The organism is Pseudoteredinibacter isoporae (assembly GCF_011602085.1).
Lineage (GTDB): Bacteria > Pseudomonadota > Gammaproteobacteria > Pseudomonadales > Cellvibrionaceae > Pseudoteredinibacter > Pseudoteredinibacter isoporae.
This window is the reverse complement of record NZ_JAAONY010000004.1, coordinates 70,149-95,359: the sequence shown is the minus strand read 5'-3', so window position 1 is coordinate 95,359 and position 25,211 is coordinate 70,149. Positions and strand designations below refer to the sequence as shown.

General features: G+C 50.3%; 19 protein-coding genes. 9 read left to right on the top strand and 10 right to left on the bottom strand.

The window, feature by feature from the left end; translation table 11 throughout:
- Window positions 1-68 precede the first annotated feature (68 nt).
- The 5 genes from G8768_RS19215 to G8768_RS19195 form a co-directional block, all read right to left on the bottom strand.
- A complete protein-coding gene (locus G8768_RS19215; RefSeq protein ID WP_166843399.1) occupies window positions 69-1,208 on the bottom strand; it encodes a DUF1513 domain-containing protein in 1,140 nt (379 codons plus the stop codon).
- Complete coding sequence (locus G8768_RS19210) at window positions 1,195-2,310, bottom strand: imelysin family protein (RefSeq protein WP_166843400.1); 1,116 nt, start codon at window positions 2,308-2,310, stop codon at window positions 1,195-1,197. The genes G8768_RS19215 and G8768_RS19210 overlap by 14 nt, the downstream gene beginning before the upstream one ends.
- Before the next feature lie 18 nt (window positions 2,311-2,328).
- The gene (locus tag G8768_RS19205) at window positions 2,329-3,759 is read right to left on the bottom strand and encodes a di-heme oxidoreductase family protein (protein WP_166843401.1); all 1,431 of its coding nucleotides are present in this window, start codon (window positions 3,757-3,759) and stop codon (window positions 2,329-2,331) included.
- Window positions 3,759-5,033, bottom strand: a complete 1,275-nt coding sequence (locus G8768_RS19200; RefSeq protein WP_166843402.1) for an imelysin family protein — start codon at window positions 5,031-5,033, stop codon at window positions 3,759-3,761. Before G8768_RS19200 ends, G8768_RS19205 begins: the two co-directional genes overlap by 1 nt.
- A gap of 261 nt (window positions 5,034-5,294) precedes the next feature.
- On the bottom strand, window positions 5,295-7,523 hold the full coding sequence (locus G8768_RS19195) for a TonB-dependent receptor domain-containing protein (RefSeq protein WP_166843403.1): 2,229 nt from the start codon (window positions 7,521-7,523) through the stop codon (window positions 5,295-5,297).
- Window positions 7,524-7,810: 287 nt separating this feature from the next.
- On the opposite strand from G8768_RS19195, the gene G8768_RS19190 reads away from it, so the two are divergent.
- From G8768_RS19190 to G8768_RS19165, 6 genes are all read left to right on the top strand, one after another.
- A complete protein-coding gene (locus tag G8768_RS19190) occupies window positions 7,811-8,278 on the top strand; it encodes a DUF4920 domain-containing protein (RefSeq protein ID WP_166843404.1) in 468 nt (155 codons plus the stop codon).
- 288 nt (window positions 8,279-8,566) lie between these two features.
- On the top strand, window positions 8,567-10,765 hold the full coding sequence (locus G8768_RS19185; RefSeq protein WP_166843405.1) for a TonB-dependent siderophore receptor: 2,199 nt from the start codon (window positions 8,567-8,569) through the stop codon (window positions 10,763-10,765).
- Between the two features lie 110 nt (window positions 10,766-10,875).
- Window positions 10,876-11,547, top strand: a complete 672-nt coding sequence (locus G8768_RS19180) for a Fe2+-dependent dioxygenase (RefSeq protein ID WP_166843406.1) — start codon at window positions 10,876-10,878, stop codon at window positions 11,545-11,547.
- Window positions 11,547-11,843: a hypothetical protein gene (locus tag G8768_RS19175; RefSeq protein ID WP_166843407.1), complete on the top strand. Its 297-nt coding sequence runs from the start codon at window positions 11,547-11,549 to the stop codon at window positions 11,841-11,843. The genes G8768_RS19180 and G8768_RS19175 overlap by 1 nt, the downstream gene beginning before the upstream one ends.
- Window positions 11,844-11,857: 14 nt before the next feature.
- Window positions 11,858-13,420: a PepSY-associated TM helix domain-containing protein gene (locus G8768_RS19170; RefSeq protein WP_166843408.1), complete on the top strand. Its 1,563-nt coding sequence runs from the start codon at window positions 11,858-11,860 to the stop codon at window positions 13,418-13,420.
- Between the two features lie 17 nt (window positions 13,421-13,437).
- Complete coding sequence (locus G8768_RS19165; RefSeq protein WP_166843409.1) at window positions 13,438-13,731, top strand: DUF3325 family protein; 294 nt, start codon at window positions 13,438-13,440, stop codon at window positions 13,729-13,731.
- Here G8768_RS19165 and G8768_RS19160 read toward each other — a convergent pair.
- Window positions 13,728-15,707, bottom strand: a complete 1,980-nt coding sequence (locus G8768_RS19160; protein WP_166843410.1) for a GGDEF domain-containing protein — start codon at window positions 15,705-15,707, stop codon at window positions 13,728-13,730. The two genes, G8768_RS19165 and G8768_RS19160, sit on opposite strands and share 4 nt — an antisense overlap.
- Before the next feature lie 165 nt (window positions 15,708-15,872).
- Here G8768_RS19160 and G8768_RS19155 point away from each other — a divergent pair, with 165 nt between their 5' ends.
- On the top strand, window positions 15,873-16,328 hold the full coding sequence (locus tag G8768_RS19155; protein ID WP_166843411.1) for a hypothetical protein: 456 nt from the start codon (window positions 15,873-15,875) through the stop codon (window positions 16,326-16,328).
- 25 nt (window positions 16,329-16,353) lie between these two features.
- On the opposite strand, the gene tsaA is transcribed toward G8768_RS19155, so the two are convergent.
- The 4 genes from tsaA to G8768_RS19135 form a co-directional block, all read right to left on the bottom strand.
- Complete coding sequence (gene tsaA, locus G8768_RS21195; RefSeq protein WP_166843412.1) at window positions 16,354-17,097, bottom strand: tRNA (N6-threonylcarbamoyladenosine(37)-N6)-methyltransferase TrmO; 744 nt, start codon at window positions 17,095-17,097, stop codon at window positions 16,354-16,356.
- A gap of 41 nt (window positions 17,098-17,138) precedes the next feature.
- Entirely contained in the window at window positions 17,139-17,861 is a 723-nt protein-coding gene (locus G8768_RS19145; RefSeq protein ID WP_166843413.1) for a glutathione S-transferase C-terminal domain-containing protein, read from the bottom strand.
- A gap of 237 nt (window positions 17,862-18,098) precedes the next feature.
- Window positions 18,099-20,588: an ABC transporter permease gene (locus G8768_RS19140; RefSeq protein ID WP_166843414.1), complete on the bottom strand. Its 2,490-nt coding sequence runs from the start codon at window positions 20,586-20,588 to the stop codon at window positions 18,099-18,101.
- Window positions 20,582-21,271 carry an ABC transporter ATP-binding protein gene (locus G8768_RS19135; protein WP_166843415.1) on the bottom strand — a complete coding sequence of 230 codons (690 nt, stop codon included), beginning with the start codon at window positions 21,269-21,271 and terminating at the stop codon, window positions 20,582-20,584. Before G8768_RS19135 ends, G8768_RS19140 begins: the two co-directional genes overlap by 7 nt.
- A gap of 197 nt (window positions 21,272-21,468) precedes the next feature.
- Between G8768_RS19135 and G8768_RS19130 the strand changes: the two genes are divergently transcribed.
- Together G8768_RS19130 and G8768_RS19125 are read left to right on the top strand one after the other, a co-directional pair.
- The gene (locus G8768_RS19130) at window positions 21,469-22,098 is read left to right on the top strand and encodes an arylesterase (RefSeq protein WP_208020278.1); all 630 of its coding nucleotides are present in this window, start codon (window positions 21,469-21,471) and stop codon (window positions 22,096-22,098) included.
- A 158-nt stretch (window positions 22,099-22,256) separates the two neighbouring features.
- A complete protein-coding gene (locus G8768_RS19125; protein WP_166843417.1) occupies window positions 22,257-25,178 on the top strand; it encodes an insulinase family protein in 2,922 nt (973 codons plus the stop codon).
- Window positions 25,179-25,211: the final 33 nt, after the last annotated feature.

Here is a 25,211-nt window from a genome sequence, read left to right as displayed (position 1 = left end):
ATTTCCGAACTGAGGCGAAAGAATTCAGAGACTTTCAACCCAGATAATGTTTGTCGTGTGATCGAGCTTCAACGGATAAAGCTCAAGTGATTATCCCAGATGATACCTTGTTGGTAAGCGAATGCCTTGATCTGACTCGTGTCGATGGCAGAATTTACCATCTGCCCGGCACCATTACTGATATAAAAGCCTTGTTGCTCTTTTGCATAGGCCAAACCACAGGCATCGCGAATCGTCAGGTGCTCAATAAACGTCCCACTTTGCAAATCCCAGCGGCTGACTATTCCTGCGCGCGGAGAACTCAAATACGCCTGGCGGGCCATGTCATCGACACTGACACTGCCAACGTATTGTCTGTGCATTTGCCAAACATCGTTACCGGCCGTGAGAGCTTGCAGTTCATTTTCGCCACGGTGCTTATAGGCCAATGGCAAAACGTAGTTTGCATCACCCTGGAATTGCGCACCAATAATGACCTGATCATCTGCCGTGACGGCCATATGACGCAAACTCAGTTTAGGGTCCTCTGGCCGGTATTCCCCCAGCACTTTGCCGCTGTGGCTATCGAGGTACAACAATGAGGACTGCATGGTATCGATATTGAGTTTCTGGCGCCCACTTTCCGGGCGAGTGTGGATACCTCCCATGGCCACCGCCAGGGTTTTACCATCGGACAGGCATTCAACTTGATGAGGCCCCACGTTCGGCAGAGCAATTTCGTCAATTAACGTCCAGCCGGCTTTACGATCATAAACCGCCAGACTGGAGGCTTTCTCATCGAGATGATTTTGGGGTACCAGAACATGATCACCCTCCCCAATAATACAGGCATGCCCAAAGACATGGCGATTATCGGGCGATTGAATGTTATTGAGAAGTTCTCCGCTGTCGACATCGATATGATACAGCTCGGTACCCGGGCGCCGGGCAATGGCCAGGCATTCGCGCCGGCCTTTCATGGCATCGGAAGATGGCACTGACGGCAAGACCATTACCTGATGCAAACGCTGGGGCAATGACAAGCTAAAACGAAGCTTGCCCTGTAAATCCATCCCCGCGACACCATAGCGGCGACCTTTATCGCCTTGATGCTGAAAACCACTGAGCAGCAAGGAATCATTACCTGGCTTTGACGCACAGCCAACTATGGCTGCCACACTTAAACCGACACTGCCGAGAAGAAATTCTCGTCGATTAATCGCCGTCATTATTGTTAAAGCCCAATTGTATACCCAGCGCTTGCGGCAGCTGATTCTTATACAAGCCGGTGAGTGTGCTCAACGCTTTCTGAGTGGCCTCAGCGTTCTCGATATTGTGTTCCTGTAAACGTTGAAAGAAGCTTTGATTGTCGCCACGCAGTGTTTCCTGGGCATTCAACAAAGCCTTTTCAATGTCTTCAGCAACGGCACCGGCACCGCTTTTCTCCAGATAGCGTTTGAGGCCAGCACGGTGAAACAACAAATCAATACTGGCCAGATTCGCTTGCAGATTTTTTCGGGAATTTTGTGAACGCCAGGACTCCAAAAGGTAAGGATTAATGCGCACATTTTTACGCTTAGTCCCCAAAGCATCGGCCAGCTTTTTATTGCTGGCTGATTCCAACAACGACAATTGACCGTCAATAAGCTGGGCGACGACCGTTTTCGCATCGGGGAAATCCACATTCTCAGGCCCATAGGCGTTCAGTTGTTTGCCATAGCTACCTTGCCAATCCTGTAACAAGGACGAGCTGTTGAGCTGCAATTGAGCACTTTGAAGGCTCAACAAGGCACACATTCGATTCGCGGGAACCTTTTGGTCCTGCAATGCAGGATCAAACAATAAATACTCAACCGCTGACAAGCCCTGAACTACCGTGCTGGTTTTGGCAAACTGCTCAGGTGTGGGAGGTTTCTCGCTGTTAAGCAATGGACGAATTTTTCTCGCGACGAGATTCTTATTGTCTGGCCAGAACTGAAATTTCCAAGCCAGATTTTTATCATTAATCGGCCCGTAGTTAATTGCCTGCACTTGCTCCCAGGCGCGCATGGACAGGCGCCAGCCCTCTTGCAAGACAGGTATGTCCAGAACAAGGGCCGTGCTATCGTTTTCCAGCCCATGACACTGCTCATTCACCAGTTCCGCAAAATGTTTGCTGCGCTCGGCCATGTTACCTTGCAAGGGTAAGATGTAATCGTGCAAGGCTCGATGAATAAAGGCATCTTCCGGGGGTTTTTCAGAACAGGCCGACAGCATGACACTGAGCCCCAGCACAGTGAAAGTCGCAATGCGTTTCACGCTCGCTTGCCGAATAATTTCTGTAAGCCCCACGCTCTACTCCTGCTGTTTTTAAAGATCGTACAAGAATGCCAGCAATTGCTCACGTTCTTTCTGGCTGAGTTGCTTGTAATGTGCGTTGGCCTGGGCCGCTTCGCCACCATGCCAGAGAATGGCCTCTTCGGCATTGCGTGCGCGGCCATCATGCAACAGAGCTTCAACACCGTTAACGTCCTTGATCATACCCAGCCCCCACAAAGGGGGAGTCCGCCATTCACTGCCGGAGGCCACAAATTCTCGACTGCCATCAGCCAGTTCCGGTCCCATATCATGGAGTAACAAGTCAGTGTACGGAGCTATTTTTGTTGCCGCCAGCCAGGAAAACGGATAATTTTTCGACGTGATGTGCTCAGCGGTATGACAACCCGAACAGCCGATACGTTCAAATATTTTCTCACCAGCCAGAACATCCTGATTCTTGGGATTACGACGTTTAGGGACGGCCAGATTACTGGTATAAAACGTGACCTGATCCAAGATCTTGTCGCTGACCTCCAATTTACTTAAGTCACCCGCTTTGGCCAACTTCAGGCAGGCTGTTTGCTGAGTGCTACAGTTTTCCGTGGGAAACAGGCTCGAACGTATTCCCATATCGCCATTGAAGGCACCCGCGTTTTGCTGTTCCAAACTCGGTTGTCCGGCCTTCCAGCCAAAGCGACCGGGCTGCAGGCTTTTCTTCTTAATATCCCAGACCTGATTCAAACGCCCAGAAATACCATTTTGATCTCGATCTTCGGGATCGGCCAGGGCTTTCAAACGCTCCTCGGGTATAGCCTCCAACAACCCCAAACCCACCATAGCGGGTGCGACACGTGCAGATATTTGAGTGTCTTTATGCAATGGCCCATAAGCCAGATCACGAATGGAAAATATCGGTTTTCGCAATTGCCTCTTGCTGCCATCGGCCAGCGCAACAGTTATGTCTTCGTAACGGATACTGATTTGGCCTTCCGCCGCTAAACCCGGCAAGGCAAAATCCTGCAGTTGGCCGCCGTAAATCGGGTCGGCTTTGCTGGGGGCATCTACCGCAACATCCTTGGCACCCGCGACGTTCAAACGCAACAACAATGACACCGCATTGTCGCTCTCATTCACGGGCAAATGCCCTCGCCCATCTTTAATGTGGCAATTCTGGCAGGCATTGGTATTGAACAATGGCCCCAGACCATCGCGGGCATCGGTGCTCGCTGGTGCAGCCACCCAGGGATTGCGGAAAAAACTGTTACCGACACTGAAATCCAATCGGCGCATCAGAGGCATGTTCGCAGCAGCTTGTGAGAAAGAATGAATCCCTTTGGGGTTCACCCGGCTGCGATCAGTTTTTATGTCATCTGCTGCCAGTGTCGACACACAGGCCGTCGCCAGAAAGGCGCTAAATAGAGTACGAATTGAGATGCCGGCGATGCGACTTTGCGCATCACCGGACTTAGGGAAACATTGCATTAAAACTCGTGGTCAGCGTTATCAGGGTTAAGGTTGTCAATACCAAGGAATTTTGCCGCATTTTCTATTTGTTGTGTTTGTGCGACCAAATCGTTAATCGACTGGTTGATCATTTGCTCTCCGCGTGTATTTCCTTCAGCGATCAATTGATCAAACGCTTCCGGAGAATCTTTACGTTCTGCACTATCAACCAGCTTCTGCAAACTTTCCAGGCTTTTGTCCATGCTACCCAGGACTTGTTTCGCCAGCGTTTCATCTTTGGCTTTCAGCAAGGCCATGATGCCGGGACCATTCAAGCGGCTACCGTCACTGCGCAAGTATTCACCTGTGTAAATATTTCGAATACCTAAGCCATTGTAGAAATGAGAATAGTGGGTGTTGTCACTGAAGCAGTCATGCTCATCTTCCGGGGAATTGGCTTCCAGTGCGACTTTCAAACGCTCACCAGCCAGTTCACCCAAAGATAAACTGCCCATACCGAACAACATACGAGTCAGACCTCGTTTGGCCGGCATAGCCAACAATTCAGCACGATAGTTGTCCGCAACCTTTTGATCCCACTGGCCCACCATATAACGCAGGTCATCAATCAACAGCTGACTGGTTGCACGCAAATACTCACGACGTCGCTCACACGCGCCACCGGTGCATCCCTTGCCCACAACAAAATCGGTATAGGGGCGATTGCCTGCACCCGCATCGGTGCCGTTCAAGTCCTGTCCCCACAATAGAAACTCAATTGCGTGATAGCCGGTTGCAACATTCGCTTCAGAGCCACCCAATTCGTTCAGTGAGGCCAGCAGCTCGGGAGTCAACTGTTGAATATCCAGTTTGTTCGCACCAATTTGCAAGCTGCTGTTGGCGATAATATTGGCACTGGCGCCGACATTACCCAACTCAGCCTGATAGCTGCCCTGGTCGACATAATCGATCAAGCCTTCATCCAGAGGCCAGGCATTCAGCTGGCCTTCCCAATCATCCACGACAGGATTACCAAAACGAAATACCTCAGATTGCTGATAAGGAACACGGGCCGCTTTCCAGGCCGTTTTGGCAGCGGCCAGACCTTCAGCGCTGGGTTTTTCCAGAAACTCATCGATACTTTTTTGCAGCGTCTGGGCGGTCAGTAATGAATCTTCGAAGGTGGCATGGGCAAGATCGGTATAGTGTTGAACGACAGCTTCAACAGACACCTTTTCGGCGGAAACCTGCACACTGAACAATGAAGCAGCGCATACGCTGAACGCGACAACGCATCGGGACTTGAAAAACATGGAGACTCCTTTAAACAGAGGCGTAAATCAATGGCCGTATTCCTATACCAGTCCACCGAGCAGGCTTCTCGAGCAGGTCTTTTTCTATGGGCCTAACAGCCGTATAAGCGCGCGAAATGCTACCACTAAATGCAAATGCTTATCAATGAATATAGTTGCGACGATACGTCGCAGTTGATCGTTTGAGCACTGTGTACGCTTATCGTTTTCCAAATCCGGTAATGAACCGGGAAAGACTCACTTCCCCGGTTCAACCTCTACCTAGAACTGATAACTCACACTCATTTTGACATTACGCCCAACTTCAGCCGGATCCGAGGACGAGCTGGCCGGCGCTCTCAGGTAACGGCGATCCATCAGATTGTCCACCCCCAGAACCACTGTCAGACCATCGAGTGCACCCTGCCCTTCAAAGCTGGCATTAAGGTTCACCAGACTGTAACCCTCTACACCATAACCATAGCCAAGGTAGGCTTCGGTCAGACGTTTTTGCTCACGGTACTTCAAGACCTGCGCGCCAACGTTGAGGGTATCAAACAACTGATAGTTGATGTTCAGGCTCAGCTTGTCCGCAGGTGCTTCCTGATAGGGTTGTTTGTCAGTATCAACCGTTCCCAGGAAAAAGTTCGGCACACCGGTGGCATCCATATTCATGGTGGAGTAACCCAGGTACACATCCAGATCCTGCCAGCTGTATTCCAGCTCAACTTCAAGCCCGCGGCTCTGTAAACCGCCGATGTTCTTGGCACTGTAATCTCGATGGGTAGCAACCGGCACGCCATTGCTTGGCCGGGGCCCGGGTGAACCTGGCTGCTTCACGCCATTGTCATCGAAGTAATACATAAACGGGACATTATCGATAAAATTAACAATGTCATTATTGAAGAAGATAAATTTTGCGCTGATATTGTCGGCATAACTCAGGTCAGACCAATGCAGACCAAAACCGGCTTCCCAGTTTTCAGAGGTCTCCGGCATCAAATCAGGCTGTGGTTCCTGATAGCAAATTTTTCCGCCAATATGACAACGCCATTCCCTTTTCTTGTACAGCTCCTGCACAGACGGTGCCCGAAAAGCTTCGCCGTAACTGGCAAACAGATTCAGAAAATCCATTGCCTTGTAGGTCAGGCCAATATTACTGGAAATTTCACTGTCATCATTATCGCCAAATTCACCAAACTGATTATTGTTTCGCTCATAGGAATCAAAACGCACACCCAGAGTCAGCAAAAGTGTTTCATCAAGGAAACTCGATTGATCGATGATGGATGCTGAAAGGTTGATGGCCTCACTGTCGCCGTAAAATGTCGTGGCCGCATTCGGATTGGTATTGTCCACTTCATTCTGAACGAAATCTTCCTGCTCATAATTGAATTCAATCGCTAATTTGTGACTGATTAGACCTTCAAAAGTCGACAAATTTGAGACACGCAAACTGTTGCGTGTGGTTTCGCCCTTATCAAAGCTGTCAAAAATACGCTGACTGCCGTTGCGCAACGGAATAAAACCACGGCTGATTTCATCGTAGTTTTTCTCGGAGAAAACCGCTTGAACATCAAGGTCCAGAAGAGGACTGGACGGGTTGTAACTGTACTTGATACTGCCTTCCAGATAATCATTGCTGAAGTCCTGGAACAGATGCGGGTAACGTACACTGTAGCTCTGACGCATGGCATAAGGCTGATCAGAAGCCTCGGTTTCGGACCAATCCACCTTCACAGACAACTGCTGCTCATCGTCGATAATCCAGCGCGTTTTGAACATGACATTTTCACGACTGGATTCGTTCTTGATGCTGGATAAGCTCGCCACACCGCCTTCCGCGCTACGATCACCCACGATATCGATGTCTTCAAAATCCGACTGACTCAGTTGCAAGACTACATCCAGATTTTCATCCAGATAGAATGCACTCGCGCCCTTCACCAACGCATCGGTAGCGTCTTGGCGAGACAGAGAAACACGTCCGCCAAATCCATTTTTATCCAGATAATCGCCGGCGTCTTTGGTGGCCAAACGAATACTGCCACCAAGCGCACCAGAGCCTACGGTCAGCGAGTCGGCACCCCTCAACACCTGTACTCGTTTCAAGCTTTGGGGATCGATACCCATGCTGTTGATGGTTGCGATATTGCTGCCGCCGTCGGATTCGATTTTGCGTTTCACATTATCGACCGAAACGTGAATTCGCTCGCCGTATAAACCGCGAACCACCGGCTGGCTGGCCAAAGGAACCACACCACCGGTGAGATCCACACCCGGCATGTTTTTCAGAAGCTGGCTCAGTTCACTCTGCTGCTGACGGGCGATTTCCTTTTCAGTGATCACCGAAATCGATGCCGGCGTATCCTGATTGACCAAGGTCAGCTTGTGTCCGATCACCTCAATCAGCTCCAGGTTTTCGTCCTTTTCCTCTGCCAGGCTTTGGCCAGCAAACGAGGCACAGGCAATTGCCAGGGCCAATGCTGATTTACCCCTGTTTAATCTCATACTTAACTCCCTTCCAGTTGAATGTAAATGAGAATAATTTCTGTTTATTTTAATTTAGGGAATGTTTTTATGCTATAAAATTATTTTGATATTCCTTATTGAAATATTAAATAGCACAAATTATCATTTACAACCATTTGCACCAAAATAGAACCTGAATTAATTGTGGTTTAACTGGCTAAGTTATTGATCCCACAAGAAAATTAGGGTTACCGAAAGATCAATGTTGATCCTTGCCGGGCCCCATCGCTAGACTCGGAAAAAGGATAAATACGAAGGAATTACACATGACCAAGATAAAACTGGGTTTAATATTCTTGATGGCCTTTAGCAGCTCCTGGGCCCTCGCAGAACAGAAGTTTGGCGGCGGTGCGGATATGGCCCGACTCCTTGAACTGGAAACCGTGATGCAATCGCCGGCAACATACACTGACAAAACCATCACCGTTACCGGTGTCATCAAAGAGGTTTGCCACAAGAAAGGTTGCTGGATGGAATTGAGCGCGGGGGACGACTTTGACAACCTTATCGTTAAGGTTAGAGATGGTGATATGGTCTTTCCAATCAGCGCTAGAGGCAAAGTCGCTTTTGCCACCGGTGTTCTGACAGCATCACAACTCGACGTAGAACGCACCAGAGCCTACCTTGCCCATCGTGCTGAAGAAAACAATCTGGAATTTGATCCAGCGTCGGTCATTGAAGGCATGACTTTGTATCGTCTCAAACCTACGGGCGTTACCATTGCCGGAAAGTAAAAAACGCTGGTGGCTGCAATACTAAAAACCGACGGCTAGCGGGCATGAATTGTTAGAGTAAAACTGACATCTAAAACTCAATGCCCGCGAACTCAATCTTCTAATGATTTGTTCCTATTTTTCTCACCAACTGACACTTAACCCTGCATAAGAAAGAATTACATTTGTTAATAATTCTCATTAGTGTTAATGTGCGCCCCAAATTCCAAAGATGAAGCCGCAAGGAAGCTTCATACAAAGACTGTGATAGCCAGGTCTATTGGTATTCAATTTGGAGACTAGAGTTACATGTCATTTAAGAAAACAAAGCCGAGAAATGCGCTGGGAACCGCATTGATCTCTGTCCTGAGTATATCCCCCCTTGCCCACGCGGATCAGCAAGATAACAAGAACGCCCAGATCGAAGAGCTGAAAGTTATTGGCCACAAAGATGGCCTGATGCAGGTCAAGAACCCGACCGCCAGTAAAATGAATCTGTCCTTCAAAGATACCGGTCGTTCAATCACTCAACTGGATGAACAGCTGTTGAAAGATCTTGCGCTCGAAAACGTGCGTCAGGCCTTTGATTATGTCGCCGGATTTCGTGGCAATGGCCCGGCCGATCGTACTTATACCGCACGTGGGGTTCGCACCAGCATCGACAATGTCATGGTCGATGGCTTGAGATCTTTGCAAGGTGGTGAAGCGGGTACTGGCTCGCGTTTGCCGAGCACGTTTAACGCCGAATCCACCACTTTCCTGCGTGGCCCGGCAGGCCTGCTTTACGGTGCAGGTGTTGGCGGTGGCTTGATTAATATCACCACCAAACGTCCAGAAGCCGATGCCCAAACCCGCATTGGCCTGGGTAGTCGCTCCTATGTGACTGACGGCAGTAATTTTGACTCCAATCGTTTCACCGTTAATCTGGACAGCACCGGCGGCCTTGTAGAGGACGATGTTCTTTATCGCGTTCTTGCCCAATATACCCCCGATGGCGATCATTTTCAGGAAGGCCGCAGTGTCGACGAAAAACTGTTTGATGTCGCCCTGACGTTTAATATTGGAGACTCAACCCGTATTACTCCACGTTTTGAAAGCACCGACCGCGAACGCTCCGGCGGCAGTGGTTATGCCGACGGTGTTTTTGAGCGCAATTTCTTCAGTGGCAATGTCACCACCTATGGCAAGCCCGTGAATCGCAGCTTCTATTACGGCAGCAATCAGGACAAAGGCGAAAACAGCTCAAAGAGTTTCAGCCTGATGCTGGAACATGAACTCAACAGCAACTGGGATGTATTACTGCGCGCTCGTAAAAACGAGACCGAATCCGAATCGCTGGATTTATACATCAGTGACAGCAGTGGATTAGGGAATTCGGTCGGCGAAGACGAGATCAACCGTAAATGGGTTTACGCCAAAGGCGATGATGAATACGTACTTTTCGATGGCGCCATTGAAGGCAAGTTCTCAACCGCTGGGATTGAACACCACCTGCTCTTCGGTGCCAACTATCGCGATATGGATGTCGGCTTTGCACGGAACTTCCAATCCAACAGCGATGCGGTAGGTAAAAATACCATCTCTGCTTCAAACCCTCGTCAACAGTTGGTTGGGCCTGTTCCCACTGATCTTCGTGACGTAGACCTGTCGCCCCGCAATGAAAAAGACACCAATATCTATCTGAAAGATCGTGTCACACTGGGTGACTTTACGCTTGCAGGTGGCGTGGCCTACGTCAAACAGGAGCAACAGGAAACCCGTCGAGGCACCGCTTACAGCGGAGATTTCAGCGACACCATTTGGGATCTGGGTGTCATTTATGCCTTGAACAGCGACATGAACCTGTTTGCAACTTACAGTCGATCTTACGATCCGGTAAGCGCACGCTGGATTTCCCAATACGGTCAGGGTAAGACCAGCTTTAAGCCCGTTGAAGGCGATAACTATGAGATTGGCATTAAAGGCGATTTCTTCGATAAACGTCTGAGTTCAGGTATTACCCTGTTCCGTCTTGAACGTTCCAACAGTACCAAGTTTGAGCGGATCGATGGTGTATGGCATCTGACCCAATTGGAGGGAGCAAGCTTCCGCTCCGAAGGCCTGGAATGGGATGCCAGCTTTGCACTGAACGAGCAGTTTATCAGCAGTATCAGCTATGCCTTTACCCGCGCCTATGACACCATCGGCAGCGACGAAGGCAAGCAGGCCAACAACACGCCAAAGCATAGCCTGGCGATCTGGAACACCTACCAGTTTACCGGTGAGCTGGATGATTTTCGTCTGGGTGCCGGTTTGCGCTTTGAATCTGATCGCAATGATGGCGATTACGTTCTGGAAGAATATGTCGAAGCTGACGTCGGTCTCTATTACGACAACAACACCATTGATGCTTCACTGGTGCTGCGCAATGCCTTCGACAAAAACCGCGCTGAAGCCGGTGCCAACTGGGTAACCGTTCAGCCAAATGATCCACGTTCATTGAATTTGAGCATTCGCTATACATTTTAATCAGCTGCTCACATTCTAACGTTGGACCCACTCAACGCGGCCTGCGGGCAGGTCGCGTTGTTTGTGTTTTATGTATATGTATTTTTAAGAACCGATGTGAAAGCACGTTTATGATCATTACCGTTCCGAAACTGTTGAATGCCGAGCAACTGCAAGCCATCAATGGACTCATTGACAGCGGCCAGTTTGAAGACGGACAAAACACCGCCGGCTGGCACGCAAAGACGGTAAAGCAAAATCGCCAATGGCTTGGCAGTGAAGAGCAGCAGGCAGAACTGGATCACTGTCTTACGGTGGCACTGAGTCAGCAACAGCAGTTCACTGCTTCAAGCTACCCCAAGTACATTCAGCCCTTTATGGTCAGTGAAAGCTGTGAAGGCGGCCACTACGGACCTCATATTGATGACGCATTAATGGGCCAGGAAGCCATTGCTCGCAGTGATTTATCCTGCACGATTTTCCTGAGTGACCCGGCGCAATATCAGGGTGGAGAGCTGCGAATGGACTATCAAAACCAGAGCCTGGAATTTAAACTGTCGGCCGGTGATGCAATTGTCTATCCCAGCACAACCCTGCATGAAGTTACACCGGTAAGCCAAGGGGTGCGGCGTGTTGCTCTGACCTGGATCGAAAGCTATGTGCGCCATGCCAGCCAACGGGAAATACTTTACGATCTGGATACTGCTCGCAAAGACATTATGAACCAACACGGCAAGACCGATGCCTTTGATCGCATCACAAAAAGCCACGCCAATTTATTACGTCAATGGGCCGATACCTGATGACACGATTTCTGAATTATTTCCGATCCTATAATGGCCAGGTGTTATTGCGCCTGTTTGCCGCTATTTTGCTGGGCTATGTGGCCAGCAATGCGATTAGCGTTGTCTTCGCCAAGCTTTTGCATGTTGCGGCAGGTCTGGCCTTGTCTGAAGCTGCGCTTTATGCCTCGTTAAGTGGTTTTCTGATCTACAGTCTTATTATCCTCTGGGTATTCAGCGTTCGTTCCCAGAAAAAACTGTGGTTACAACTGAGTGCCGTTACGGTTGTGTGTGCCTGCCTGGCCTGGCTTTTATAAGACTCGATAAAACGATGAAAAAAGACTTTCGACATTCCATGACATGGCTGCACACCTGGGCGGGCCTGGTATTTTGCTGGTTGCTGTACTTTATGTTTGTCACCGGAACCCTGGGCTACCTTGATACCGAGCTGGATCAGTGGATGAAACCGGAAATGAAGCCAGCACAAGAACAAAACCTCGGACAGGATTTAAGCCAGGCCGTTGCTTTTCTACAGAATAAAGCACCGGATGCCGAACGCTGGTTTATTTCCCCGGCCAATCATCGGGATAACCCCCAGCTCAGAGTTTCATGGCATTATCCGAGAGACTCGGATAAAAGCAATGGTCGAGCGTTGATTGACCAACACAACGGTGAAGAGTTGGAGCATCGGGACACCGCCGGTGGACAAACCCTTTATCGAATGCACTACCGACTGCATTATTTGCCCAGCGGCTGGGGTTTCAGGTTAACCAGCATCTTTACCCTGGCCATGTTCATTGCCCTGCTCACTGGCGTAGTTGCACACCGAAAACTGTTCAAGGACTTTTTCAGCTTCCGCCCACAAAAAGGCAAAGCCGCCTGGCTGGATATGCACAATGTCACCAGCATTGCCTCACTGCCTTTCCAATTAATGATCACCTACAGCGGATTAATTTTTGCAATCACCACTTGGATGCCCTTCATTGGAGTGGGTGCGTATGACTTCGATGTCAAAAGTCTGCGCAAAGACCTCAATGAGCTGCGTGGCACACCTCGTATAGAAGCCAGCGGCGAATCCGCCGAGCTTATCGATATGCATCAACTGGCCAACAATATCACAGCGCAGTTTGGCTCCGATAATAAGGTTCGCTTTATTGAAATCCGTCATCCCGGCGATCGTCATGCCAAGGCCTTTGTTCGCAGCCATTTGAGCGGCCCAATCCAGGAACAACAGAGCCTCCAGTTCAATGCCGTAACGGCACAGTTGGAAAATCAGCAAAAGGAAAGCAATGCTCTGGAGGTAAGAAACACCTTTATCAATCTTCATGAAGGCTTGTTTGCTGGACCAGGCTTGCGCCTGTTGTACATTTTATCTGGTCTGCTGGGTTGCATAATGGTTGCAACGGGCGCTATCTATTACGCACAAAAACGTCGACGCGAAAAGCAAGCGCCCAGCCGCCAACAAACACTACTCGACATTCTGAATGGCGGGACTATTGTGGGTTTGCCCATTGCGATATGCGGTTTTATGTTAGCGAATCGATTGCTGCCCATTACCTTGGAAGACCGTGCGGATTGGGAAGTCCACTGCCTGTTTTTAAGCTGGTTGGCCACTTTTGCAATGGCGGGCATGTACGCTCACAAAGCCATGTGGCATAAGCTCTGTTTGAGCCTGGCCATTTGTCTGTTGGCAGTGCCTCTGGTGAATTATGTCAGTGTCGAACGCGGGCTCGGTCAAACGTCATTAGAGAGCGATCCACTATTTGTTATCAGCGATTGGGTATTCCTCGGTCTTGTAGGGCTCTCGACTGTGGTGAGTTATTTTCTCAAGCGAAAATCACTAGCCCCTTCTTCCGCCAATCAGCGCGCCCTGCAAACTGGCCAAACCGTGTAATAAAGGACATCAATTCTGTGTTTAGTGTTTATGCGTTTATTCTTTGCCTGATCGGTTTTTTCGCGCTCGCCTTCGCCAAGACCCGACACTGGAAGCTGCTTTTTGCGAGGAAGCTGACCGAACGAAAAAAACATGCGCTATGGGCCACAGGTTCGGGCTCACTGATTATCGCCCTGCTGTTTTTAAAGACAGAATGGGGCTGGGCTTTGGGTTTGTGTTTTTATGCCGGCTTGTTGAGTCTAAGTATGTTTGCGGTCGTATTCAGCCTGAGTTATCTGGAGAACCGGAAACCGAAACGGTTGAGAGCCTAAACCGGCTCGGTTTCATCACGTTCATCGCTCGCTTCGCCCAGGCAGACCCTTCCCCGCCCTGCCTGCTTTGCACGATACAAGGCGCGATCTGCGCGTTGATAGAGTTCAGTAAAGCTCTCATCAAAACGCCATTGGGCCAGCCCGATACTCACACTTACCTGATAGTCAGCTTGTTCGGAGAAGTGAATGGTTTTGAAACTTTGGCACAACTCATTCATTAAATGTTCCGCCGCATCAATGGAGCTGGCGGGCAACAAAACAGCAAACTCTTCACCACCAATACGCGCCACAAAGTCCGTGCTGCGCAGACGTTGAATGAAGAACACGCCCATTTGCTGAAGAACAAGATCACCGAAATCATGGCCAAAGCGATCGTTCACACTTTTAAACCAATCGGCATCAACAATCGCCAGGCAAAATTCACTGCCATAGCGCTGCGCCCGTTGCAATTCCTGTTCAACCTGTTCATCAAAAGCTCGTCGATTAGGCAAGCCAGTGAGTGCATCTGTAGTTGCTGCCAAGGCTAAACGCTGGTTAGCTTCCTGAAGATCTTGGGTACGGGATTTCACCTGTTGCTCCAGATTTTCATTTAATTCCTGCAAGCGAAGACTCAACCCCCGCTCACGAATCAACAGGCGCATATACCCCCAACTTACGTACATCACCTGAACAGCAATAAACATAAATACGGCAATCGCAAAGAGTTCAATGTACGGATCGGTATTACGGCGATAATAAAGCGCATCTGAGGTACCGCTGATTAAAATCATCACAATGCCCACGAAGGTCAGCCATTGCTTGAACGGAAAACGAAACGCCTGATACAGCAGAAACACCACATAAGCCATGGCAACAGCAATATACAATAAGCGCAAGCCATGCCCTAAAAGCAAAAACTCATGCAGGCCCAGAAATGGAATACAGGCCAGGATAAGCAGCGGCAAAATCGCGAGCAGGTAAATCAGCTTCTTCAATTTCACACGGTGCTCAAACAGGTCCGGCAATACATAGGGCTGCCCATAGATAAAAATGGCTAACAAGCCCAGAAAGCTGATCCAGGTGAAATAGAAATGACTCACCACCGTTAATCCCGGAATAAAGTAAGCCAACAGACTGCCGGTGACCAGCAGACGAATGCCGGCGCCCAGAGACATAATCACCGAAAAGATGTACAAAGGCCTGCGGCGTTTACTGAACAAAGCCTGGGATGCGGAATAAATAGCGACCAAAAGGCAAGCTCCCAAAAACAGAATATGCCAGGACCAGCGTTGCATCATGCTGCGGTACAACTGATCAGCATTGCCCAGAAGTGGCGGCTGCGAAGCTCCACCCGTGCGGTAATCTTCATTGTAAAGCTGAACAATAACTCGGGCACCGGGATACAATTTAGGTAACTGAGTATAGGCGCCATCCAGCAGTCGCCCTTTCACTCGCTCGGTGGGTAACTGCTCAATAATCTGCTTGGACTCTGGGACAAATACGGACAGATTATCGTAGGTTTTTACGATCTCACCTCGGCCATTGTCGACATACATTCGAAGCGCTGATTGAAAACGCCCCGGCCACAGTGCCAGACGCTCACCACTGGCCAAATCACCCAACAAGGCGACTTCAGTCCAGAGAGTGATATAGGCTTGGGGGTCGTCGTTGCTGATGCCCAGACTCTCCAGGCTCCAATAACCGGGTAGTTCATACCAGGAGAGTTTGTCTCGATAGGCCTCGGCGGCTTGTTCTATTTGGTTCGGCGGAATCAACATACCGGCTATACCACGCCAGCGCCCGCGTAACTGATCATTATTGCAGGAAGGTGCAATCACCGCTGGCTGATAAGGAGTCGGTTCAGAAGATTGGGGGGCTTTGCTTTCGAGCGCGCGTTGATTCGACAGGAAATGATCGCAATTCGCAACGGCCAATTGAGCAAAAAACACACAAAACAGCAGTGCGATAAGGTTGAGCGGGGGCTTTTTATTCTTCATAAATTCTATTTGTTCATTAAGCCCTGCTACCTCTGTGGCCAAAAAACTGTCCCACTTATTCTAGTAGGAATATTCACTCTGTACAGCATTGCTGACAAAATTGGGGAAAATTCTTTCAAAAAACGTTAGGCTAAGAACTACAGCGTTGATTCAAAAGGATAAATCATGACACACGCTTTGCCTGCCAATCCCTACTTGCTTATCGCTGCCACACTCAGCGCAATTGCGGCTCTATTACACATTGCTATTATTTTCGGGGGGCCGGACTGGTATCGTTTCTTCGGTGCTGGAGAAGGGATGGCTCAAATGGCCGAACGCGGCGAACTGCAACCTACCTTAATCACTCTGGGTATTGCTGCCGTGTTATTAAGTTGGTGCCTTTACGCATTATCGGCCGCGGGAAAATTTCCACCCTTACCGCTGCTGCGTACCGGACTTGTCGTCATTACTTCGATTTATCTGCTGCGGGGATTGTCAGTCTTGCTGCTGGCAGTGCTGCAAGACGAATTTCGAGGTGCCTTCTGGATATGGAGTTCCCTGATCTGCACCGCCTTTGGAGTGTTTTATGCCATCGGCAGTTGGCAACAATGGTCCTACCTCTCTGTTATGTCGAGACAGTAACCGTAGAGTCCAGGCAGTCAGCAACTCATTTATTGAGGGAACTGACAGTAATAACTCGCAACACTTCCGTACCCGCATCCGTTGTTTCATAGACCCAACGGATGTTTAATGCAGATCCGCTGAGCACGGGCTTTAAGCTCATGCCATATTCTCGTGAACCGCTTTTGCCTTTCTGGTAGGCCGGGCGCGGATCCTGGGCAAGAATCTGGCGAATCATTTCAGATAATTTGTTTGCCGCTTGTTGCTCTGCATCCCAATCTACGCAAAACGCCTCGACTACCTCGTCAAAAACAACCTCAAGGGTTAGCGGTGCTTCTTCCGCAAATTGGTTTACGGCATCACCCTTGGCATCCACATACGGCACATAGGGCTTGATATCGACAATCGGCGTGCCGTCCAACAGGTCCAAACCGGAAACCTCAATCGCGGCGTTTTCAAAATCAATGCGTTCAATTTTTGCTGCCGACAAGCCGATCGGATTTGGACGCACCGGTGAGCGCGTCGCAAACACCCCCATACTTCGATTCCCACCCAAACGGGGCGGTCGAACCTTGGGACGCCAAGGCGTGTCCTGGCTGTGATGAAAAATAAATTGCAGCCAGATATGGCTGCACTGGTTCAGGCCCTGCAAACAATCGGCCTGGGCATAAGGCCCAAGCAGCTCTATGCGGGAATGCAGTCCCGGCGCTAAACCGGGCTGCCGTGGAATTCCAAACTTTTCAAGATAGGGCGAGCGAACCCTGGCAATAAATTCGAGTTCAATACTCACTTACGAGAATTCCATCATAAAAGTGGTTTCCACAAAACCGATTAACCCTGAAGATTAAACTCTTCAGGGTAATAGGCCTTGGCGATTCGTTCACAGTAGTCCACCAGGTTTTGATGGGCCTTAGCAAAGGGCGATATTGCAATATCATTTTCCGAATGAGTCAACTGAACAATCAACGCAAACACAGTGGCATCCAGATTACTCGGCTTGTCACCAAAGAAATACGGTTTATCGCCCAGTAATACGGCCAAGGCATCAATAGATTGCTTGGCAATCGCAAGAATCTCGTCATCACTGTGTAAACCCATACCGTGGTGCTTCAGGTTTTTGGCCACTCCGCGACGAACCAATGCCGGCACAAAGAGCTTCAGCGGCCCGGGTAAGGAAGAAAACAGTGCTTTATTGGTAACTTCCCAACCGTCCTCTCGTATCCAACGCGAATGCACCAGACACCAGTACAGGTTTTCATCCAGGGATTTAATCATCAGGTAGGATTGTGCCTGTTGTTCCGGGTTGAGGTCTTTTTCCAATGGGCGATCGTATTTTTCGTCAAAGGCATTGAAAATTTCCTGGGAATCCGGAATCACACGGCCATCCCATTCGATATAAGGCAGCTTGCCTTTCGGGGCCTTACGCAAATATTCCTGGCCATTAACGGTTTCAAAATCGATACCGGCCATGCGCATGTAACAATTCACCTTCAGAACAAAAGACGATGGATCGGGCATTCCGAATGAAGGGCCAAAACCATAGAGTTTAATCATCGACATTTCCTTGTGTGTTCGCTCAGCGGCATTGCTTTGCTTTAAAAAAGAAAGGCTATTGTTCATCACTGCCCTGTCAGCAGTTGTCAGTAGCTTAGCAAGAATTGTATGACGAATTAAGTATATCAATCGCGGGCAAAACAGGACTTACTAAAAAGCCCGCTTTCACGGGCTTTTTGGTGCGACCAGGCAAAAAATTGCCAAGACGGGAAAAAACGCTGACAGAATTGGCCAGCTTTATGCCAATTCTCTCAAAACTTGAAGGGGCGGCACGGTGACAACCCGGCGGCTCGCCCAAAGCCCCATGGCACACACAATAGCAGCGCCTATAATGGGGCCAGCCAGCCACAAGAGGGGGTGAGCCTGCAGCGGGGTTTCCAACACCCATTGCTGCATACCCAATAGGAGCAGCTCAGCCCCGATCACCGCCAGCAACCCGGCCAGTGCCCCCAAGCATATAAACTCCAAGGCGGTACTGCCCAGAATGCGCTGACGGCTGCTGCCCAGTGCGCGTAGAATACCGGCCTCCTGCAAACGATAATCCATACTGGCGTTAACAGCGGCGAGCAAAACCATCACACCGGCGAAGAGCACCAGAACCAGAACCAGTTCCACACCATCACTGACCTGAGCGGTGAGGTTTTGAATCTGTTCAATCACCAGATCCAGTTCAACCACGAGAATGGTAGGCGACTCACGCAACAACTCATTAATCAGAGGTTTCTTCTCAGAAGGAATGTATACGCTGCTCAAATACGTGGGCGAATAACTGTCCAGAGTTCCGGGCGAAAACAGGAAGTAGAAATTGGGTCGCATGCTGTCCCAATCCAGAGAACGAATACTACTGACTTCCGCCTCCAGATTCAGACCGCCAACGCTGAATCCCAGTTTGTCGCCCAGTTTCAAATTCAATCGCTGGGCAATTTCCTGCTCAACGGAAACATATGGAGTTTGCCCCTGCAGATTCATATCTGGCCACCATTTACCCTCCAGTAAACGATTATCTTCTGGCAGATCCGGTGTCCAACTGAGATTCGCCTCGCGATTCAGGACTCCAACTTCTTTTTTAAGTGCTTCATCAGGTTTGCTGTTATTAATCTCGGTCAGACGCGCCCGGACCATGGGATACAAACCTTGCAACTCCAGATTTTCTTCGGCAAACAAATCCCGAACCGTATCCACTTCATGTTGGGCAATATTCACCAAAAAGTGGTTTGGCGCATCTTCAGGGAGCTTGTATCGCCACTCTTCAATCAGACTGGTACGCACCACAAATATGACCAGCAGCAACATAATCGCCGTAGCGAACACCAGAATCTGCGCTACGGTTTGACCGCGATGACGCAACAAGCTGGCCCAGGCCAAACGCCAACTGCTGCCGCTGCGACTGCCCCAGGCACGTCCCAGTTTCAGCATCAATAAAGCAATACCGGCCGCCAGTGCCAGCAAGGCAAAAAAGCCGACCATCACAACTGCGGTCAGCACCAGATTTTGGCTGTACACGGCAACCAGAATGAAGACCGCAGCGATACCCAATGCGGCTTGCCAGAAACCGGATACCGTCGCAACATGAATATCACGGCGCAACACACGAATGGGGGGCACAGTGGGCAATTGCCAAAGTGGCGGCAAAGCAAAACACAACAGACACAGTAAACCAGTTAACAAGCCCAGGCTGTATGGCCATACGCCCGCAAAAGCCAAGTCCAGTGGATACATGGAGCTGACAATAGAGGCAATAGCTCTTTGCAACACTTCACCCAGTGCCAAACCACCAAGCGAGGCCAATACCGCCAGTAAAAATAACTGCTTGGCGTACAGGCTGCGAATATGATTCGCGCCGGCGCCCAAACTTTTTAACAGAGCGACCTGATCGGTGTGACGGCGAGCAAACTGCTGGGCCGCAATGGCAATTGCCAAGCCCGCGAGCAATAAGCCAATCATTGCCGCCAACCCCAAAAACTGTTTGCCTCGATCAAGGGTACTCGACAAGCCTCTCTGGGACGCTTGCAAATCCATAATACGCTCGTGAGGGCTGAACTCTTTTTTCAGATTGTCCAAAAAACTTACGAGCTGTGTTTCTTCTCCGGACAACAGCCAATTGTGGCGAATACGGCTGCCCGGTTGAATCACTTCGGTCGCGGGCACATCATCAATGTGCATCATCAGGCGCGCACCCAGGAGACTTAAACTGTCGCCTCGGTCCGGCTCACGCACCAATACTTTACTGGCCAGGAATTCGGACTCGCCCACAAACAGGCGCTCGCCCAATTCAATATCCAGCAGCGGCAATAACCTCGAGTCTACCCACACTTCTCCGCGCGGAGGACCCGACTGAATTCGCTCCAGTGTCGTACTGCGGTGATTAAATGCCTCTTCGCTGATTTCCAATTCACCCAGCAATGGATACTCATCGCTTACCGCTTTAATGGACGCCAGATACATGGCGTCGCCGGCAAAGGTCATGGAATTAAATAAGAGAGTTTGAGCTTGTTTTAAACCCGCCTCTTCGGCGCTGTCATACCACTCTACGGGCAAACTGCGGGAAGAGCGTACCACACGGTCTGCACCCAAAAAGGTATTACTTTGTTTGATCAAGGCGCCTTCGAGGCGCTGCGTAAAAATCGCAATCGCGCTGACCACGGCAACAGCCAGCAGCAAGGCGGCAGCCAATAAACGCAGCTCCCCGCTGCGCCAATTGCGCCACAGCAGTTTCAAACTCAGCATGGTGCAGCCTCCGCACCGGCAACGGTGTGCTCCAAACGACCAGCTTCCAAAGTAATGCGACGCTGGCAACGTGCTGCCAGTCGTTCTTCGTGAGTCACCAACACCAATGTGGTGCCTTGTTCTTTATTGAGTTCAAACAACAATTCAATAATGGTAGCGCCGGTTTTGGCATCGAGGTTACCGGTGGGTTCATCGGCAAATAAAATGGTCGGCTCGTTGGCAAACGCCCGGGCAATAGCAACGCGCTGCTGCTCACCACCCGATAGCTGCTTGGGGTAATGTTCAAGACGATGATCCAGGCCGACACGTTGCAGGAATTTTTCAGCGCGTTGACGAGCATCCTGATGACCATGCAGCTCCAGAGGCAGCATCACATTTTCCAAAGCGGTTAAGCCAGGTAATAACTGGAAGGACTGAAAAACAAAACCAACACATTCAGCACGCAAAGCCGCACGCCCCTCCTCATCGAGGGATTTTAAACTCTGACCGGCCAGTTCAACATCACCGTGGCTGGCGGTATCCAAACCTGCCAAGATGCCCAACAGGGTTGATTTACCCGAACCTGAAGCACCGACAATGGCCAGACTCTCGCCCTTGGCCAATTGAAAGGAAATTTCCTGAAGGATTTCTAAATCGCCCGCGGCGGTATTGACGACTTTGCCGAGCTCAGTGACCTTTAGCATGAACTATTTCTCTTTATGTCTCTTATGATTAACAATTACTCAGTTGTATTCTGGCAGCAGATGAACCCCAGGCAAGGCTGTTCACACTACTTTACCCAGGGACACTGGCGAGTATAGGTACATAATTCTAGAATACGGGGACTCTGCCTAGGGCCTGTTGATACAAATTCGATTAATTGCCAAGCATGCGAGACAAGATGAAATTAGCCCACAATGTATATCTGATCCTGGTTCTGTTGTTCAGCAGCGTCGCGGTAAACGCTGAAAGTGACCCTTCAGGAAAACGAACCCTGATGGTCCTTGGTGACAGCATCAGCGCCGCTTACGGCATGAAACCCGAGGAAGGCTGGGTGGCCTTGCTGGATAAACGCCTGGCTACGCAAAATATCAGCACGGTGAACGCCAGCATCAGCGGAGAAACCACCGCTGGCGGTCTGGCCCGCCTGGAAGCCCTGTTAGCGAAATACCAACCGGACTGGGTTATTGTTGAGCTTGGCGGTAACGACGGTCTGCGCGGCTACCCGGTCAACCGCATGAAAGCCAATTTGGCCGGCATTATCGAGCAAAGCCAAAGCGCGAGTGCGGACGTTCTGTTGATTGGCATGCAGATTCCCCCCAATTACGGAAAGCGCTATACACGCATGTTCAGTGAGGCCTACCCGGCATTGGCTGAACAATACGGTATAACCCTGGTGCCAACCTTTCTGGAATCCGTTGCGGTAAAACCCGATGCGATGCAGGAAGATGGCATCCACCCCAATGCCAGCGCACAGGATCAATTGTTGGCCGTCGCCTGGCCTGAAATCCAGCGTATGATTCAGGAGTAATCAGCCGTCCGGGCATTATTCGCTGAATCTGTTGATGCAGCGACATCTACCGGCGTCTTGTTCAAAGACGCCCTACTCCCCCTGGCCGCTCAAAACCGCTAAAATGGTCGTTTTGACGGAATATCGCCAGTTTCTGGCACTGAATAATTGAGGTTTGCATGAGCCAATTGCCACACCCAAGCTTTGACATGATCCGCAGTGAAGCGGTGGATTCCCTGAACATCGTGGTACATGAGTACCGCCACAAAGTCACCGGAGCCCAGCACATTCATATCGAAGCTGACAACAGCGAAAATGTGTTCCTAGTGGCGCTGCGAACTGTTCCTGAAGATTCAACCGGTGTCGCCCACATTCTGGAACACACGGCCCTTTGCGGCAGTGAAAAATATCCGGTGCGCGATCCCTTCTTTATGATGATTCGCCGCTCCCTGAATACCTTTATGAACGCCTTCACCAGCTCCGACTGGACGGCCTACCCCTTTGCAAGCCAAAACCGCAAGGATTTCGATAATCTCCTCGACGTGTATCTGGACGCGGTGTTTTTCTCACGCCTGGACAAACTGGATTTTGCCCAGGAAGGTCACCGTCTGGAATTTGAAGACACTGAAAACCCGGCCAGTGATCTGGTCTACAAAGGTGTGGTTTACAACGAGATGAAAGGTGCCATGAGTTCCATTCCTTCTCAGTTGTGGCACAAGCTCTGTGAAAAGCTGTACCCCACTACCACCTACCATTACAACTCCGGTGGTGACCCAGCCGAAATTACCGAACTCAGTTATGAGCAATTACAGGAATTTTACCAGAGCCACTACCACCCCAGTAACGCCATCTTTATGACCTTCGGGGATATTCCTGTGCACGAGTTGCAGGAAAAATTTGAAGATCAGGCGCTGTGTAAATTCCAGGCTCTGGACAAAACCATTTCGGTTCCCGCCGAACAGCGTTACGACAACCCACAACAGTACAACGCACATTATCCGCTGGATGATCAGGACGCCGACACCAACGATAAAACCCATATCGTGATGAGCTGGTTGCTGGGCAAGAGCACGGATCTGGCGGCGACTCTGGAAGCCCAACTGCTCTCCAGTTTACTACTCGACAATAGCGCCTCACCGCTGCAACAGGCATTGGAAACCACCGAACTGGGAAGCTCCCCATCACCGCTTTGTGGTTTGGACGACTCACAATTTGAATTGAGTTTTTGCTGCGGTATCGAAGGCAGTAACCCGGAACAGAATAAAGCACTGGAAGATCTGGTGCTGGGCGTTATCGAAAACCTTGCCGAGAACGGATTGCCTCAGGAACAAGTTGAAGCGTCATTGCATCAACTGGAATTGCAACAACGGGAAATCGGTGGCGACAGCTACCCCTACGGTTTACAGCTGATTCTCACCGGCCTAACCGCCGCAACGCACCGTGGTGATGTCTTAGCCCTATTGAATCTGGAACCAGCGCTAGCTGAGCTGCGTGAAAAAGCCCAGCAAGCGGATTTTGTTCAACAGCTGGCTCGCCGTTTACTGCTGGATAATCAACACCGCGTCACACTAACTATGGCGCCCGATCCCAAACTGGCCCAGCAGCAACTCGACGAAGAAAAACAAAAACTGGCCGCGATCAAAGCTGGGCTGAACGAAGAAGAAAAGCAGGCCATCATCGATCAAAGCCTGGCGTTACTGGAACGCCAAAACCAGGTGGACGACGCTTCGATTCTGCCCAAAGTTGGCATTGCCGATGTGCCTGCAAGCAGCCATTACCCCGACCCGGAAAACGGCGCCCTGGGTGAGCTGCCCTATACTCGCTACGCTGCAGGCACCAATGGGCTGGTGTACCAACAGATTGTGATTAAAACACCCCAGCTCAGTGATGAACTGATTCCGTTATTGCCCTACTACTGCATGGCGCTGACTGAACTGGGTGTTGGTGAGCAGGACTATTTGCAAAGCCAGATGAAGCAGTCACAAATCGTTGGTTCCATGTCCGCCTTTTCCAGCGTTCGCGGCACCGTAAATGACAGCCAGGAAATCAATGCCTACATCAGCCTGTCGGCAAAAGCCCTGACGCGCAATCACAAAGCCCTGTGCGATTTGATGCTGGATACCTTGCACAATGTCCGCTTTGATGAACTGCAGCGCTTACAGGAACTGGTCGCTCATGCGCGTGCTCGCATGCAGCAAAGTGTGACTGGCAGCGGCCACAGCCTCGCCATGACCGCCGCCAGTGCCGGCATCAGCCCCTGTGCCCAACTGACGCATCGCTTGACCGGCCTGGCCGGTATTCAAGCCATTAAGGACCTGGATGAAAGCTTTGCCAACGAAACGGCTCTACAGGCATTTGCGGACAAGCTGAAAGCCATTCATCAACTGGTGCTAGCCTCAAGCAAACAGTACTTACTGGTCAGTGATAAGGAATCGCTGGATACACTCAGCGACAACCTTGCCGAACTGTGGCCAAACACACAAAGCCAGGGCGGAGAGCTGTTAAGCCTGCCTAAACAAAACAGCCGCCTACAGCAAGCCTGGACTACCAACACCCAGGTCAACTTCTGCGCCAAGGCATACCCAACGGTTGCTTCCGGACACGAAGATGCGGCCGCACTGTCAGTGCTCGGCGGCTTCCTGCGCAATGGTTACCTGCATCGGGCCATTCGTGAACAAGGTGGCGCCTATGGCGGCGGTGCCAGTCAGGATAATAATATTGCGGCCTTCCGTTTTTATTCCTATCGTGATCCACGCTTTGAAGAAACTCTTACGGATTTCGACGGCGCGCTGGAATGGTTGGCCAACACCGAACATGATGAGCAGGCTCTGGAAGAAGCTGTTCTGGGCGTAATCAGCGCCTTGGACAAACCAAGCTCGCCAGCAGGAGAAGCCAAGCAGGATTTCCATGCCCGCCTGCACGGCCGTAGCCCGGAAGTTCGCGAAGATTTCCGCCAGCGCATTTTGAAGGTCAGCATTGCTGATCTGCAACGTGTGGCCAAAACCTATTTGCGCCCAGAATTGGCATCTACTGTGGTGATCTGCCCTCCTGCGGGAGAAGCCTCTGCCAAATCCCTGGGGCTAGACATCATCAATCTGTAATCCAAAGCGGCCCTGGAAGAGAATTTTCAGGGC

Excerpts from the sequence above, each read along its gene's own strand:
- G8768_RS19215 (WP_166843399.1), bottom strand. The coding sequence starts at position 1,208 with ATGACGGCGATTAATCGACGAGAATTTCTTCTCGGCAGTGTCGGTTTA.
- G8768_RS19205 (WP_166843401.1), bottom strand. The coding sequence starts at position 3,759 with ATGCAATGTTTCCCTAAGTCCGGTGATGCGCAAAGTCGCATCGCCGGC.
- G8768_RS19200 (WP_166843402.1), bottom strand. The coding sequence starts at position 5,033 with ATGTTTTTCAAGTCCCGATGCGTTGTCGCGTTCAGCGTATGCGCTGCT.
- G8768_RS19195 (WP_166843403.1), bottom strand. The coding sequence starts at position 7,523 with ATGAGATTAAACAGGGGTAAATCAGCATTGGCCCTGGCAATTGCCTGT.
- G8768_RS19190 (WP_166843404.1), top strand. The coding sequence starts at position 7,811 with ATGACCAAGATAAAACTGGGTTTAATATTCTTGATGGCCTTTAGCAGC.
- G8768_RS19185 (WP_166843405.1), top strand. The coding sequence starts at position 8,567 with ATGTCATTTAAGAAAACAAAGCCGAGAAATGCGCTGGGAACCGCATTG.
- G8768_RS19180 (WP_166843406.1), top strand. The coding sequence starts at position 10,876 with ATGATCATTACCGTTCCGAAACTGTTGAATGCCGAGCAACTGCAAGCC.
- G8768_RS19175 (WP_166843407.1), top strand. The coding sequence starts at position 11,547 with ATGACACGATTTCTGAATTATTTCCGATCCTATAATGGCCAGGTGTTA.
- G8768_RS19170 (WP_166843408.1), top strand. The coding sequence starts at position 11,858 with ATGAAAAAAGACTTTCGACATTCCATGACATGGCTGCACACCTGGGCG.
- G8768_RS19160 (WP_166843410.1), bottom strand. The coding sequence starts at position 15,707 with ATGAAGAATAAAAAGCCCCCGCTCAACCTTATCGCACTGCTGTTTTGT.
- G8768_RS19155 (WP_166843411.1), top strand. The coding sequence starts at position 15,873 with ATGACACACGCTTTGCCTGCCAATCCCTACTTGCTTATCGCTGCCACA.
- G8768_RS19145 (WP_166843413.1), bottom strand. The coding sequence starts at position 17,861 with ATGATTAAACTCTATGGTTTTGGCCCTTCATTCGGAATGCCCGATCCA.
- G8768_RS19140 (WP_166843414.1), bottom strand. The coding sequence starts at position 20,588 with ATGCTGAGTTTGAAACTGCTGTGGCGCAATTGGCGCAGCGGGGAGCTG.
- G8768_RS19135 (WP_166843415.1), bottom strand. The coding sequence starts at position 21,271 with ATGCTAAAGGTCACTGAGCTCGGCAAAGTCGTCAATACCGCCGCGGGC.
- G8768_RS19130 (WP_208020278.1), top strand. The coding sequence starts at position 21,469 with ATGAAATTAGCCCACAATGTATATCTGATCCTGGTTCTGTTGTTCAGC.
- G8768_RS19125 (WP_166843417.1), top strand. The coding sequence starts at position 22,257 with ATGAGCCAATTGCCACACCCAAGCTTTGACATGATCCGCAGTGAAGCG.